The organism is Erwinia sp. JUb26, assembly GCF_003751505.1.
In the GTDB taxonomy this organism is placed as follows: domain Bacteria; phylum Pseudomonadota; class Gammaproteobacteria; order Enterobacterales; family Enterobacteriaceae; genus Erwinia.
In genome coordinates, this window is record NZ_RJVB01000005.1 from 1 (window position 1) to 12,822 (window position 12,822).

Below are 12,822 nucleotides of genomic sequence, written 5' to 3' on the forward strand. Positions count from 1 at the left end.
TTAACGATACCGCGCTCTACACGACCGGTAACAACAGTACCACGGCCGGAGATGGAGAATACGTCTTCGATAGGCAGCAGGAACGGCTTGTCAATTGCACGCTCTGGCTCTGGGATGTAAGAATCCAGGTAACCAGCCAGTTCGATGATCTTAGCTTCCCACTCAGCTTCACCCTGCAGTGCTTTCAGTGCAGAACCGTGAACGATTGGGGTGTCGTCGCCTGGGAAGTCGTACTGTGACAGCAGGTCACGTACTTCCATCTCAACCAGCTCCAGCAGCTCTTCATCATCAACCATGTCACATTTGTTCATGAACACGATGATGAATGGAACGCCAACCTGACGACCCAGCAGGATGTGCTCACGAGTCTGAGGCATTGGGCCGTCAGTCGCAGCAACAACCAGGATTGCGCCATCCATCTGAGCAGCACCGGTGATCATGTTTTTCACATAGTCGGCGTGGCCTGGGCAGTCAACGTGCGCATAGTGGCGTGACGGGGTGTCATACTCAACGTGAGAAGTGTTGATGGTGATACCACGTGCTTTTTCTTCTGGTGCGTTATCGATCTGGTCGAATGCACGAGCAGAACCGCCGTAGGTTTTAGCCAGAACGGTGGTGATAGCTGCAGTCAGGGTAGTTTTACCGTGGTCAACGTGGCCGATAGTACCTACGTTGACGTGCGGTTTGGAACGTTCAAATTTCTCTTTAGCCACGACGATATTCCTTACTTTAATGCTCTCACCCTTTGGTGAGAGCATAGGATCAATATTTTAAAACTGTAGCTTATTTGCTACGAGCTTCGATAACGGCCTGAGCGACGTTGTTCGGCGCATCATCATACTTCAGGAACTCCATGGAGTAAGAAGCACGGCCTTTAGTCAGAGAACGCAGCTGAGTTGCATATCCGAACATTTCAGATAGCGGAACTTCAGCGTGAATCTGAACGCCAGTAGCGTTAGATTCTTGTCCTTTGAGCATACCACGACGACGGCTAAGGTCACCGATAACGTCACCGGTGTTCTCTTCCGGAGTCTCTACTTCAACCTTCATGATCGGCTCAAGCAGAACTGGAGTTGCTTTCTTAAAGCCGTCTTTAAACGCGATAGAAGCAGCCAGTTTAAATGCCAGCTCTGAGGAGTCAACATCATGGTAAGAACCAAAGTGCAGACGAACACCCAGATCCACTACTGGATAACCAGCCAGAGGACCTGATTTCAGCTGCTCCTGGATACCTTTATCAACCGCAGGAATGTATTCACCAGGAATCACGCCGCCTTTGATATCGTTGACGAACTCATAACCTTTAGGGTTAACGCCCGGCTCCAGTGGGTACATGTCGATAACAACATGACCGTACTGACCACGACCACCAGACTGCTTGGCGTGTTTACCTTCGATATCGGTAACTTTCGCGCGAATGGCTTCACGGTAAGCAACCTGAGGTTTACCGACGTTCGCTTCAACGTTGAATTCACGCTTCATGCGGTCAACGATGATGTCGAGGTGCAGCTCACCCATACCGGCGATGATGGTCTGGTTAGTTTCTTCATCAGTCCATACGCGGAATGATGGATCCTCTTTAGCCAGACGACCCAGAGCCAGACCCATTTTTTCCTGGTCAGCTTTGGTTTTCGGCTCAACAGCGATCGAGATTACTGGCTCAGGGAACTCCATGCGCTCCAGAATGATCACGTTATCCGGGTCACACAGGGTGTCACCGGTAGTCACGTCTTTCAGACCGATAGCCGCAGCGATATCGCCCGCGCGAACTTCTTTGATCTCTTCACGTTTGTTGGCGTGCATCTGTACGATACGGCCCAGACGCTCACGAGCAGACTTAACCGGGTTGTATACGGTGTCGCCAGAGTTCACAACACCAGAATACACGCGGAAGAAGGTCAGGTTACCCACAAACGGGTCGGTAGCGATTTTGAACGCCAGAGCAGCAAACGGTTCTTTGTCATCAGAGTGACGCACAGCCGGAGTGTCTTTATCGTCGTCCAGCATACCGTTGATTGCTTCAACGTCATTTGGTGCCGGCAGGTATTCAACAACCGCATCCAGCATCGCCTGAACACCTTTGTTCTTAAATGCAGAACCACAGGTAACCAGAATGATTTCGTTTTTCAGCACGCGCTTACGCAGAGAAGTTTTGATCTCTTCTTCGGTCAGCTCTTCACCGCTGAAGAATTTCTCCATCAGCTCGTCAGAACCTTCCGCAGCTGCTTCAACCAGCTTCGCACGCCATTCGTCGGCTAGATCCTGCATATCAGCTGGGATATCTTCGTAAACGAAGGTCACGCCCTGATCGGCGTCGTTCCAGTTGATCGCTTTCATTTTCACCAGGTCAACAACACCGGTGAATTTCTCTTCTGCGCCGATAGCCAGCTGCAATGGCACTGGGTTTGCACCCAGACGCGCTTCCATCTGACCAACAACTTTCAGGAAGTTAGCACCCATGCGGTCCATTTTGTTAACGAACGCGATGCGTGGAACTTTATATTTGTTAGCCTGGCGCCATACGGTTTCAGACTGTGGCTGAACACCACCAACCGCACAGTAAACCATTACTGCGCCGTCGAGAACACGCATGGAACGTTCTACTTCGATGGTGAAGTCAACGTGTCCCGGGGTGTCGATGATGTTTACGTGGTGTGGCTCAAACTGCTTAGCCATACCAGACCAGTAACAGGTGGTCGCAGCGGAGGTGATAGTAATACCACGTTCCTGTTCCTGCTCCATCCAGTCCATGGTTGCTGCGCCGTCATGTACTTCACCGATTTTGTGGTTTACACCGGTGTAGAACAGAACACGTTCGGTCGTCGTCGTTTTACCGGCGTCGATGTGCGCACTGATACCGATATTACGGTAGCGCTCAATGGGTGTTTTACGAGCCATTTGATTCCTCTGATTCTCGGACGTTCTAAGTTAAATCCCAGCGGGTTGGTCACTTGAACGCCCGCTGGGTTAATAACAACTACAGGGCTGTTACCAGCGGTAGTGAGCGAACGCCTTGTTGGCTTCGGCCATACGGTGAACGTCTTCACGTTTCTTCACTGCAGTACCTTTGTTTTCTGCAGCATCAGAAAGTTCGTTCGCCAGGCGCAGAGCCATAGATTTATCACCGCGTTTACGAGCAGCTTCTACGATCCAACGCATTGCCAGGGCATTACGACGAACCGGACGGACTTCAACTGGTACCTGATAAGTAGAACCACCAACGCGACGAGATTTAACTTCCACGGTTGGGCGGACGTTGTCCAGGGCTACTTCGAATGCTTCCAGCTCGTTTTTACCAGAACGCTGAGCCAGGGTCTCCAGCGCGTTATAAACGATAGTTTCAGCTGTAGATTTTTTACCATCTACCATCAGGATATTTACAAATTTGGCCAGCAACTCTGATCCGAACTTAGGATCTGGCAGAATTTTACGCTGACCAATGACGCGACGACGTGGCATGGGAATACTCCGTTGTTAATTCAGGATTGTCCAAAACTCTACGAGTTTATTTTGACATTTAGGTTAAAACGTTTGGCCTTACTTAACGGAGAACCATTAAGCCTTTGGCTTCTTCACGCCGTACTTGGAGCGAGCCTGCTTACGGTCTTTAACACCTGAGCAGTCCAGCGCGCCACGAACGGTGTGGTAACGCACACCTGGCAAGTCTTTTACACGACCGCCACGGATCAGGATCACGGAGTGTTCCTGCAGGTTATGACCTTCACCGCCGATGTAGGAGGTAACTTCAAAACCGTTGGTTAAACGAACGCGGCAAACTTTACGCAGTGCGGAGTTCGGTTTTTTAGGGGTAGTAGTGTATACACGAGTACATACACCACGTTTCTGCGGGCAGGCTTCCAGCGCAGGCACGTTGCTCTTTGCAACTTTGCGTACGCGTGGTTTGCGAACCAGCTGGTTAACTGTTGCCATTAAATAGCTCCTGGGATTTAGCTTTTGCTTCGTAAACACGTAATAAATCGCCTCGCGGAATCACGAGGCCGCAGAATTTTAAGGCTGAGACTAAAAGGTGTCAAGAAATAACCAGGGATAGAGTCATTACCAGGTCATTTGCTGGGGGTTTTTCACCGCCAGCGCAACGAACTCAGTATAGCTTATCGTCGTTACACTGGTTGAAATTTGACCAAAAAGCCCGCGAGCATCCAGATCCTCTTTCAAAGCATAAAGGGATATGGGGGCGTGAAGCAGCACTTCAAGTGCCGGGTTACCGGCCAGTGCGGCAAGCACACCGTCCTGCAGCAGCAGCACATCATCGCCATGCGCGAGCAGGCGCAGCATGGCATTCAAATCGCAGCGAAACGGTGAGGTCATTAACGTATGCAGCATAGCTTCCTCAGAAAGTGAGCACCCGGTCATATTCAGCCAGCCTGGTGCGCAGTTCTTCCGGTGCCAGGACTTCAGCAGGCAGCACACGTTCGGCGTCAGCAGCGATACCCCGCTCGGCCAACGCCGCCGCGCAAATATAGCAATGCTCAACGTCATACAGCGGCAGCACGCCGAAGGTCGCAATGTAGTTACGCGCCAGGATCTGCTGCGGCTGCTGCCCTGCCGTCAGTTGCAAGACCCCGTCGCTGATGAAGAACAACGCAATCTCATCGCTCAACGCAGAAGTCGCCAGCACGGCATCGAGCCCTTCACGACCGGCACTCGACCCGTGCGGGGACTGGCTGAAAACAAACGCAATACGATTCATTAAAACTGCACCATTCTGTCACAGCTCAGCGCCGCTTCGGCCAGCGCACCCAGACCCGTCAGCTGAAACCCGTCGGCCAGGTTCGCCGCCGGCAGCCCCAGATTCTCCGCTTCCTGCCGATCGGTGATGCCTCGACGCAGCGCGGCAGCCACACAGATGTTCAGTGCAATATCGTGTTTCCGCTGCAGCTGCTGCCAGCCGCGCGTTAAATCGAACTCATCGCTGGCTGGCGCATTAAGCTGGCTGGCGTTCAGCACGCCTTCGCGATAAAAGAACACGCTTTCAAGCTGATGCCCCTGCGCCAGCAGCGCGTTAGCGAACAGCCAGGCGCTGCTGGCCTGCTGTGTGCCGTAAGCCGGGCCGGTGACCATCAGCGTGAAGCGCATTACTTATCCTGCCCGTGGAAGTCACCGTTTTTAAACTGGCGGATATAGAGATAAACGGTGTGCTTGGAGATGTTTAACCGATCGGCCACCTGGTTAATCGCATCTTTGATATCAAAAATCCCTTTCTCATAGAGATTCAGAACAATCTGGCGATTCTTGGCGTTGTTTGAAACGTTGCGGTCGGCGCTCACCTCTTCAATGGTGAATTCCAGCGTCTGCATGACCAGGTCTTCTACCGATGAAGCAAAGTTAACCGATGAAGCCACATCCGGGGTTTCCGGCGGCATAAAGGTCGCCATAATCTGCGAGAACGGCACATCGAGATTCATGTTGATGCACAGCAGGCCGACAACGCGCTGGTTGCCGTTGCGAATCGCGATGGTGACGGATTTCATCAGCACGCCGCTTTTGGCACGGGTAAAATAGGTTTTAGACACATTGCTGTCGGCATCGGTCATATCATGCAGCATACGCAGCGCAAGGTCGGTAATCGGTGAGCCGACTTTTCGCCCGGTATGTTCGCCGTTAGCGATCCTGACCGCCGAGCATTTTAAATCTTCCAGTGAATGCAGCACGATCTCACAGTGCGAGCCGATCAGCATGGCCAGGCCATCCACAACGGCTTCGTAAGATCTTAAAATATCAAAATCCGCAGGCACGAAGGGATGCTGCTCAAGCAGATCCGCATCCGTAATATCGGCGGGAAAAAATGAACCAGACATAGACGACACCACCCTTTGACAAGAGCCTGTCACACAGCGCAAGGGCAGACTCATTCTTATTAAAATGCGCGTTGGCTAGTCTAGCAAATATCAGAAAGATGTGTCCCGACTTTGTCGTGAAATGATGATCTAAGCAAAAAACCAGAAGAAACAGCGAGGTAAGAGCGGGGAATAACACCGCCACCCGAAGGTGGCGGCAGGCAGAAATTACTGCTGTTTCGCAGCGCCTTCGGCAGGCGCGGCTTCTGGTGCTTCCGCTTTGGCCGCAGGCTTGATATCCAGCAGCTCAACGTCAAACACCAGCGTGGAGTTAGCCGGGATACCCGGAACGCCGTTTTTACCGTAGGCCAGATTCGGTGGGATCACCAGCTTGATCTTGCCGCCTTTCTTAACCTGCTTCAGGCCTTCGGTCCAGCCTGGGATCACACCATCCAGACGGAACGACAGCGGCTCGCCGCGGGTGTAGGAGTTATCAAACTCGGAACCATCAATCAGGGTTCCTTTATAGTTAACCACCACAGTATCGCTGTCTTTCGGTGCATCACCGGTACCGGCTTTCTCTACTTTGTAGAGCAGGCCCGTTTCCGTCTTCTTCACGCCCTTCTCTTTAGCGAATTGAGCCGCGAAAGCTTCACCCTTGGTGGCATTTTCTTTCGCGTCTTTTTCCATCTTCGCCTGGGCAGCACCTTTCACGCGGCCTTCGAAGGACTGCAGTGTTTGTTCGATTTCCTGGTCAGAGAGTTTGCTTTTGCCGGCAAACGCATCCTGAACACCCGCAATCAGCTGGGTTTTATCCAGAGCGATGCCCAGTTTTTCCTGTTCCTTCAGGGAATTTTCCATGTAGCGACCGAGTGAAGCACCCAGTGCGTAAGCAGACTGCTGATCGTCATTTTTGAACGCAGCATTCTTAGGAGCCTGCTCTGCCGCTTTCTGAGCCGGGGCCGCATCAGCAGCCATTGTCAGCGGAGCATTCAGCGCGAGGGCCATAGTGGTAGCTAACAATGTGACTTTAAATAATGATTTCATCCATTTCTCCAAAACCGAAGCGTCTCACCTCGGGAATCGTTTGCAGACCTGCGGTCCGTACTATAACCGGGCGCGGGATAACAAAATACTCCCGCCTGAAATATAGAAGTTAACTTCCGACAATCCGGCTGCCGAAAAGTTTCACAGTCTGTGATGGCTTCAGCCGCCCAACTTTTCAACCCTCAACCGCCAATTTACGCCATTTTACCTGGGTTAGCCTCACTTTTGCCGTTAGAATCGGACAATTCACCCGTGCGCACGAACGGTAAGTAGTAACAAGAGGGAATAAAATGCAACAAACATTGCTGGAACAGCGAATTGAAGTGCTGGAGAGTAAACTGGCGTTTCAGGAACACACCATTGAAGAGCTGAACCAGACGGTGGTACAGCACGAGCTGGATATGGCACGACTGCGGGAACAGATGCGTTTGCTGACCGATAAACTCAAAGCAGCAGCCCCATCACAAATTGCCTCGCAGTCGGAAGAAATACCGCCGCCGCACTATTGATTTCCACATTATTCCGCAGCCCGATTGCGCAGATGCCCGGAAAAGCCATAAAAAAAAGCCGCTACCTCAGAAAGATAGCGGCCTGACGCGTTAAGCGATTGGCGATTAGTGGCTGCAGCCACATCCGCCGGAACCACAACCACCCTGACCGTGGTCATGGTCGTGATCGTGGTGATGGTCGTGCTCACCGTGTACGTGGCCGTGAGCCAGTTCTTCTTCGGTTGCCGCGCGGATGGCGATCACTTCAACGTTGAAGCTCAGGTTCTGACCGGCCAACATGTGGTTACCGTCAACCACAACGTGCTCGTCTTCCACTTCAGTGATTTCAACCGGAACCGGGCCCTGATCGGTTTCCGCCATAAAGCGCATACCGACCTGCAGCTCGTCCACGCCCATGAAGACGTCTTTAGGAACGCGCTGAACCAGATTATCGTCATACTCGCCATAGGCATCGTTAGAAGCGATGTTCACATCGAACTTATCACCCACTTCACGATTTTCCAGCGCCTTCTCCAGACCGGAAATCAGGGAGCCATGACCGTGCAGGTAGTCCAGCGGTGCACTCACCGGTGACTCATCAACCAACACACCATCTTCTGTACGTACCTGGTATGCCAGGCTGACCACAAGGTCTTTTGCTACTTTCATGATTTCTCCTAACCGTTGAGAGCGTTGAGCCCTTAGCTTCGCTGGCTATCATTACCAACGTTATGGGCTCTAAGTGGCGTCAATTGTATCGAATTTCAATGCGGCTGTACGCTACAGCTTAAAAAAAGCTGCGCGGTAGCGCTAGTCTGGATGAAAAATACCGATCACCTGTTCATTCTCGCGGACCTGCTCGCGGGCCTGTTTATCGGCTTCGCGCATCTGGTGGCCGCACTTAACGCACTCAACCACATCAACATTATTCTCCCGCCACAGAGCAAGAGTATCTTTAGCCTGACAGCTGGGGCAGGTTGCACCAGCGATAAAACGTTTACGCATAATGATCCCAGAAAAATGATGATTTAGTTCTGTCGCGGCGGACGCTCACCGGGAGGTCGTCCGCTACTCGTTGCCGTCCCAGCCATCGAGCTGCCGTTTTTCCTGGCGCATCTCGGTCTGGAAGATATCCTCCAGCTCGCGCCGCGCCTCTTTCACTCTGGAGATATGCTGGCTGTCGGTGTGATTCGGCATCAGCTCGCGCAGCATCCGCATATCCAGACGGCGGAAGTGCTGCTGGGCGCGATACGCCTGATGCGGATGCATGCCCAGCGTCATCAGCGTCTTGCGGCCCAGCTCCAGCGCACTGCTGAAGGTTTCACGTGAGAATTGCATCACGCCGGCCTGTAGCAGTTCGTGTGCTTCCACACGGCCACGGGCACGGGCCAGAATTTGCAGATGCGGGAAATGCTGCTGACACAGATGAACAATCTCCATTGAATCTTCCGGACTGTTGCAGGTTATCACGATCGACTGCGCCGTTTCTGCGCCCGCGGCCCGCAATAATTCAAGCTCGGTGGCATCGCCGTAATACACTTTATAGCCGTATTTACGCATCAGGCTAACGGCGCTGATATCACGCTCCAGTACGGTAATACGCTTTTCGTTGGCCATCAGCAGTCGGCCTATCACCTGACCAAAGCGCCCGAAGCCCACCACGATCACCTGTGGCTTATCATCCTCAACAAACGGCTTTTCCTGTGTGTCATCCGCTTCGTTAAAGCGGCGGGCGAGGATCCTGTCCACGCCCTGCATCAGCAGCGGCGTGGTCATCATCGACAGCGTCACGGTGACCAGCAGCAGCGGCATCTGGTCGCCGCTGAACAGCTTTGCCGACGAGGCGGCGGAGAACAGCACGAAGGCAAACTCCCCGCCCTGGCTCAGCACGCCGGCAAACTGCAAACGCTCAGAGCTGCGCAGGCCGTAAATGCGGGCCAGCAGATAGAGAACCAGCGTCTTCACCGCCACCAGTACGACGACGCCAACGAGGATCTCAATGATATGGGTATAGAGCACACCGATGTTCAGTGCCATCCCCACCGAAATAAAGAACAGTCCCAGCAGCAGGCCTTTAAACGGATCGATCGACACTTCCAGTTCGTGGCGGTATTCGCTTTCCGCCAGCAGGATACCGGCGATAAATGTCCCGAGCGCCATCGACAGCCCAAGCGCATCCATAAACAACGCGGAACCCAGCACCAGCAGCAGCGACGCGGCGGTAAACACCTCGCGCACCCCGGAGGCGGCAATAAAGCGCAGGATCGGGCGGAGTAAATAGCGCCCGCCGATCAGCATGCCGGCAAACGCCAGCACCTTGATGCCCACCTTCATCCAGTCGGTATGACCGCTGTCGTTACCTGCCAGCAATGGAACCAGCGCCAGCGCCGGAATGACGGCCAGATCCTGGAACAGCAGAACCGAGAAGCCAAGCTGGCCGGACTCATTGCGGTTCATGCCTTTGTCGCGCATCAACTGAAGCGCCATCGCCGTTGACGACATCGCCAGACCAATCCCGCCGATCGTCGCCGCCTGCCAGGAAAAATCGGTCAGGTACAGCAGGCCGCCCAGCACCGCGGCGCTGAGGATCACCTGTGCCGCACCCACGCCGAAAATCGAACGCCGCAGCTGCCACAGCTTCGACGGATTCAGCTCCAGGCCGATGATAAACATCAGGAACACCACGCCCAGCTCGGAGAAGTGCAGGATCTCCTCCACGTCGCTGATAAAGCCTAATCCCCACGGGCCAATGGCGATACCCGCCAGTAAATATCCCAGCACCGCGCCGATACCCAGACGCGCGGCAATCGGTACCGCGATCACTGCGGCAAACAGATACACCACGCCTGCGGTCAGGAGAGTTTCACCTTCCATTAAACACCTCCATAGGGCAGTGGGTTTTCCAGCCAGTCATCGTAAGCATTGGCATAATTTTTCATGGTTTCGGCGGACTGGCGACGCGCCCAGTAGACAATCATCGGCGTCAGCCAGTGCATCCGGCACATCTGCGCCGTCAGCTCAAACGGGCGCATAATCTCAGACATCGGATAGCGGTTAAGCCCTTCCTGATGATAGGCCGCTTCCGGCTCGCCGGTGGTGATCACGCTGCGCCAGTATTTGCCCTCCAGCACGTTACCGCCCGGCCCGCTGGCAAAGCCACGGGACAACACGCGGTCCATCCACTCCTTCAGCAGCGCCGGGCAGCTGTAGGTGTAAAGAGGGTGCTGAAAAACGATAATTTGATGGTCACGCAGCAGCTGCTGCTCATGGTGAATATCGATAAAGAAATCGGGATAGTGTGCGTATAAATCATGGACCGTCACGTGTTCCAGATTACGGGCCGGTTGCAGCAAAACACGATTAGCGATCGAATCTTGAGACTCCGGATGGGCATACAACAGCAGAACTTTAGGCAGCTGCGACATCATTCCCCTCCAAATCGTCGTCACGGCGGGGGATTTCCGCTACCATGCACGACGCAACGGAATACTTGATTCCGACAAACTGATTATGATGGCTTAATTTAACATACTCTGAACTTACGGCGCTTATGATTGTATTCTCCTCGTTACAAATTCGTCGCGGTGTCCGCGTGCTGCTGGATAACGCTACGGCGACGATCAATCCCGGCCAGAAAGTCGGCCTGGTCGGTAAAAACGGCTGTGGTAAATCCACGCTGCTGGCCCTGCTTAAAAACGAGATAAGCGCTGATGCTGGCAGCTTCAGCTATCCGGGCAGCTGGTCGCTGGCGTGGGTCAATCAGGAAACGCCCGCGCTGGACGTTGCCGCTATTGAGTATGTTATCGACGGTGACCGCGAATTTCGTCAGCTTGAGTCCGAATTAGCGCACGCCAACGACATTAACGACGGCCATGCCATCGCCACGCTGCACGGCAAGCTGGATGCGATTCAGGCATGGACAATACAGTCCCGCGCGGCCAGCCTTCTTAGCGGTTTGGGCTTTAGCCAGGAACAGCTGCAGCGCCCGGTAAGTGATTTCTCCGGCGGCTGGCGCATGCGTCTGAACCTCGCGCAGGCCCTGCTCTGCCGTTCCGACCTGCTGCTGCTTGATGAACCAACTAACCACCTCGATCTGGATGCGGTGATCTGGCTGGAGCGTTGGCTGAAAAGCTACAGCGGCACGCTGATCCTGATCTCCCACGACCGTGACTTCCTCGATCCGGTGGTGGATAAGATCCTGCATATCGAACAGCAAACGATTTACGAATACACCGGTAACTACAGCTCGTTCGAAATTCAGCGCGCCACCAAGCTGGCGCAGCAGCAGTCGATGTTTGAGCACCAGCAGCAAAAAGTGGCGCATCTGCAAAGTTTTATCGACCGCTTTAAAGCCAAAGCCACCAAGGCCAAGCAGGCACAAAGCCGTATCAAAATGCTGGAACGCATGGAGCTGATCGCCCCGGCGCACGTGGATAACCCGTTCACCTTCAGCTTCCGCGAGCCGGAAAGCCTGCCTAATCCGCTGCTGAAGATGGAAAAAGTCAGCGCGGGCTACGGCGACCGAAAAATACTTAACTCCATCAAGCTGAACCTGGTTCCCGGATCGCGTATCGGCCTGCTGGGACGTAACGGCGCCGGTAAATCCACGCTGATTAAACTGCTGGCAGGCGAACTGGCCCCGCTGCAGGGCGATATCGGGCTGGCGAAAGGCATCAAGCTTGGCTACTTCGCCCAGCATCAGCTGGAATTTTTACGTGCGGATGAATCCCCGCTACAGCATCTGGCACGACTGGCGCCGAAAGTGCTGGAACAGCAGCTGCGCGATTACCTCGGCGGCTTCGGCTTCCAGGGGGACAAAGTCACCGAGGAGACGAAACGCTTCTCCGGCGGCGAGAAGGCCCGTCTGGTACTGGCGCTGATCGTCTGGCAGCGCCCTAACCTGCTGCTGCTCGATGAACCGACTAACCACCTCGATCTGGATATGCGTCAGGCGTTAACCGAAGCGCTGATCGACTTTGAGGGCGCGCTGGTGGTGGTTTCTCACGATCGTCACCTGCTGCGTTCTACCACCGACGATCTGTATCTGGTCCACGACGGTAAAGTGGAAGCGTTCGATGGCGATCTGGAAGATTACCAGCAGTGGCTCAGCGATCTGCAAAAACAGGTGATGGCAGACGCCGCTCCGAAGATCGACAGCGCCAACAGCGCGCAGTCGCGTAAGGACCAGAAGCGCCGCGAGGCCGAACTGCGCACGCAGACCCAGCCGCTGCGCAAGCAGATTGAAAAGCTGGAGAAGCTGATGGAGAAACACAACCTTCAGCTGGCGGATGCCGAAGCGAAGCTGTCGGACACGGCGATCTACGAGCAGGCCCGTAAGGCCGATCTCACCGCCGCACTGCAACAGCAGGCAGCGGCAAAATCCGCGCTGGAAGAGAGTGAAATGGAATGGCTGGACGCGCAGGAACAGCTTGAATCGATGCTGCAATAAAACGCCTGTACCGGACTGCGACTGCGTTTTTGCGTCACTT

Annotated in this window: 15 protein-coding genes; 2 read left to right on the top strand and 13 right to left on the bottom strand. The window is 54.1% G+C overall.

Features of this window, described 5'->3' with window-relative positions; genetic code table 11:
- The 9 genes from EC836_RS13660 to fkpA form a co-directional block, all read right to left on the bottom strand.
- Window positions 1-713 (bottom strand): elongation factor Tu (locus EC836_RS13660; protein WP_123333987.1); only part of this gene is annotated, 713 nt, incomplete at its 3' end.
- A gap of 70 nt (window positions 714-783) precedes the next feature.
- Window positions 784-2,898 carry an elongation factor G gene (fusA, locus tag EC836_RS13665; protein ID WP_123333989.1) on the bottom strand — a complete coding sequence of 705 codons (2,115 nt, stop codon included), beginning with the start codon at window positions 2,896-2,898 and terminating at the stop codon, window positions 784-786.
- Between the two features lie 90 nt (window positions 2,899-2,988).
- Window positions 2,989-3,459 carry a 30S ribosomal protein S7 gene (rpsG, locus tag EC836_RS13670; protein WP_004160604.1) on the bottom strand — a complete coding sequence of 157 codons (471 nt, stop codon included), beginning with the start codon at window positions 3,457-3,459 and terminating at the stop codon, window positions 2,989-2,991.
- Between the two features lie 96 nt (window positions 3,460-3,555).
- The gene (rpsL, locus tag EC836_RS13675) at window positions 3,556-3,930 is read right to left on the bottom strand and encodes a 30S ribosomal protein S12 (protein ID WP_003852912.1); all 375 of its coding nucleotides are present in this window, start codon (window positions 3,928-3,930) and stop codon (window positions 3,556-3,558) included.
- Between the two features lie 126 nt (window positions 3,931-4,056).
- On the bottom strand, window positions 4,057-4,344 hold the full coding sequence (gene tusB / locus EC836_RS13680; RefSeq protein WP_123333991.1) for a sulfurtransferase complex subunit TusB: 288 nt from the start codon (window positions 4,342-4,344) through the stop codon (window positions 4,057-4,059).
- Window positions 4,345-4,351: 7 nt separating this feature from the next.
- On the bottom strand, window positions 4,352-4,711 hold the full coding sequence (gene tusC / locus EC836_RS13685) for a sulfurtransferase complex subunit TusC (RefSeq protein WP_123333993.1): 360 nt from the start codon (window positions 4,709-4,711) through the stop codon (window positions 4,352-4,354).
- On the bottom strand, window positions 4,711-5,097 hold the full coding sequence (gene tusD, locus EC836_RS13690; RefSeq protein ID WP_123333995.1) for a sulfurtransferase complex subunit TusD: 387 nt from the start codon (window positions 5,095-5,097) through the stop codon (window positions 4,711-4,713). Before tusD ends, tusC begins: the two co-directional genes overlap by 1 nt.
- Window positions 5,097-5,819, bottom strand: a complete 723-nt coding sequence (locus EC836_RS13695) for a transcriptional regulator (RefSeq protein ID WP_123333997.1) — start codon at window positions 5,817-5,819, stop codon at window positions 5,097-5,099. Before EC836_RS13695 ends, tusD begins: the two co-directional genes overlap by 1 nt.
- A 207-nt stretch (window positions 5,820-6,026) precedes the next feature.
- Window positions 6,027-6,845, bottom strand: coding sequence for an FKBP-type peptidyl-prolyl cis-trans isomerase (fkpA, locus tag EC836_RS13700; RefSeq protein WP_123333999.1), 819 nt, complete (start codon window positions 6,843-6,845; stop codon window positions 6,027-6,029).
- Window positions 6,846-7,135: 290 nt separating this feature from the next.
- On the opposite strand from fkpA, the gene EC836_RS13705 reads away from it, so the two are divergent.
- Window positions 7,136-7,354 carry a protein SlyX gene (locus tag EC836_RS13705; RefSeq protein WP_123334001.1) on the top strand — a complete coding sequence of 73 codons (219 nt, stop codon included), beginning with the start codon at window positions 7,136-7,138 and terminating at the stop codon, window positions 7,352-7,354.
- A 105-nt stretch (window positions 7,355-7,459) separates the two neighbouring features.
- Here the strand turns inward: EC836_RS13705 and slyD are convergent, their stop codons facing one another.
- The 4 genes from slyD to kefG form a co-directional block, all read right to left on the bottom strand.
- Entirely contained in the window at window positions 7,460-8,002 is a 543-nt protein-coding gene (gene slyD / locus EC836_RS13710) for a peptidylprolyl isomerase (protein ID WP_123334003.1), read from the bottom strand.
- 141 nt (window positions 8,003-8,143) lie between these two features.
- Window positions 8,144-8,344 carry a YheV family putative zinc ribbon protein gene (locus EC836_RS13715; RefSeq protein WP_123334005.1) on the bottom strand — a complete coding sequence of 67 codons (201 nt, stop codon included), beginning with the start codon at window positions 8,342-8,344 and terminating at the stop codon, window positions 8,144-8,146.
- A 57-nt stretch (window positions 8,345-8,401) separates the two neighbouring features.
- On the bottom strand, window positions 8,402-10,207 hold the full coding sequence (gene kefB, locus EC836_RS13720) for a glutathione-regulated potassium-efflux system protein KefB (RefSeq protein WP_123334007.1): 1,806 nt from the start codon (window positions 10,205-10,207) through the stop codon (window positions 8,402-8,404).
- Window positions 10,207-10,758, bottom strand: coding sequence for a glutathione-regulated potassium-efflux system ancillary protein KefG (gene kefG, locus EC836_RS13725; protein WP_123334009.1), 552 nt, complete (start codon window positions 10,756-10,758; stop codon window positions 10,207-10,209). Before kefG ends, kefB begins: the two co-directional genes overlap by 1 nt.
- 125 nt (window positions 10,759-10,883) lie before the next feature.
- On the opposite strand from kefG, the gene EC836_RS13730 reads away from it, so the two are divergent.
- The gene (locus tag EC836_RS13730) at window positions 10,884-12,782 is read left to right on the top strand and encodes an ABC transporter ATP-binding protein (protein WP_123334011.1); all 1,899 of its coding nucleotides are present in this window, start codon (window positions 10,884-10,886) and stop codon (window positions 12,780-12,782) included.
- Window positions 12,783-12,822 lie beyond the last annotated feature (40 nt).

Bases quoted from the DNA above. Each gene is read 5' to 3' on its own strand.
- kefG (WP_123334009.1), bottom strand. From the start codon at position 10,758: ATGTCGCAGCTGCCTAAAGTTCTGCTGTTGTATGCCCATCCGGAGTCT.
- tusD (WP_123333995.1), bottom strand. From the start codon at position 5,097: ATGCGCTTCACGCTGATGGTCACCGGCCCGGCTTACGGCACACAGCAG.
- EC836_RS13705 (WP_123334001.1), top strand. From the start codon at position 7,136: ATGCAACAAACATTGCTGGAACAGCGAATTGAAGTGCTGGAGAGTAAA.
- rpsG (WP_004160604.1), bottom strand. From the start codon at position 3,459: ATGCCACGTCGTCGCGTCATTGGTCAGCGTAAAATTCTGCCAGATCCT.
- fusA (WP_123333989.1), bottom strand. From the start codon at position 2,898: ATGGCTCGTAAAACACCCATTGAGCGCTACCGTAATATCGGTATCAGT.
- tusC (WP_123333993.1), bottom strand. From the start codon at position 4,711: ATGAATCGTATTGCGTTTGTTTTCAGCCAGTCCCCGCACGGGTCGAGT.
- fkpA (WP_123333999.1), bottom strand. From the start codon at position 6,845: ATGAAATCATTATTTAAAGTCACATTGTTAGCTACCACTATGGCCCTC.
- tusB (WP_123333991.1), bottom strand. From the start codon at position 4,344: ATGCTGCATACGTTAATGACCTCACCGTTTCGCTGCGATTTGAATGCC.
- EC836_RS13695 (WP_123333997.1), bottom strand. From the start codon at position 5,819: ATGTCTGGTTCATTTTTTCCCGCCGATATTACGGATGCGGATCTGCTT.
- EC836_RS13730 (WP_123334011.1), top strand. From the start codon at position 10,884: ATGATTGTATTCTCCTCGTTACAAATTCGTCGCGGTGTCCGCGTGCTG.
- rpsL (WP_003852912.1), bottom strand. From the start codon at position 3,930: ATGGCAACAGTTAACCAGCTGGTTCGCAAACCACGCGTACGCAAAGTT.
- kefB (WP_123334007.1), bottom strand. From the start codon at position 10,207: ATGGAAGGTGAAACTCTCCTGACCGCAGGCGTGGTGTATCTGTTTGCC.
- slyD (WP_123334003.1), bottom strand. From the start codon at position 8,002: ATGAAAGTAGCAAAAGACCTTGTGGTCAGCCTGGCATACCAGGTACGT.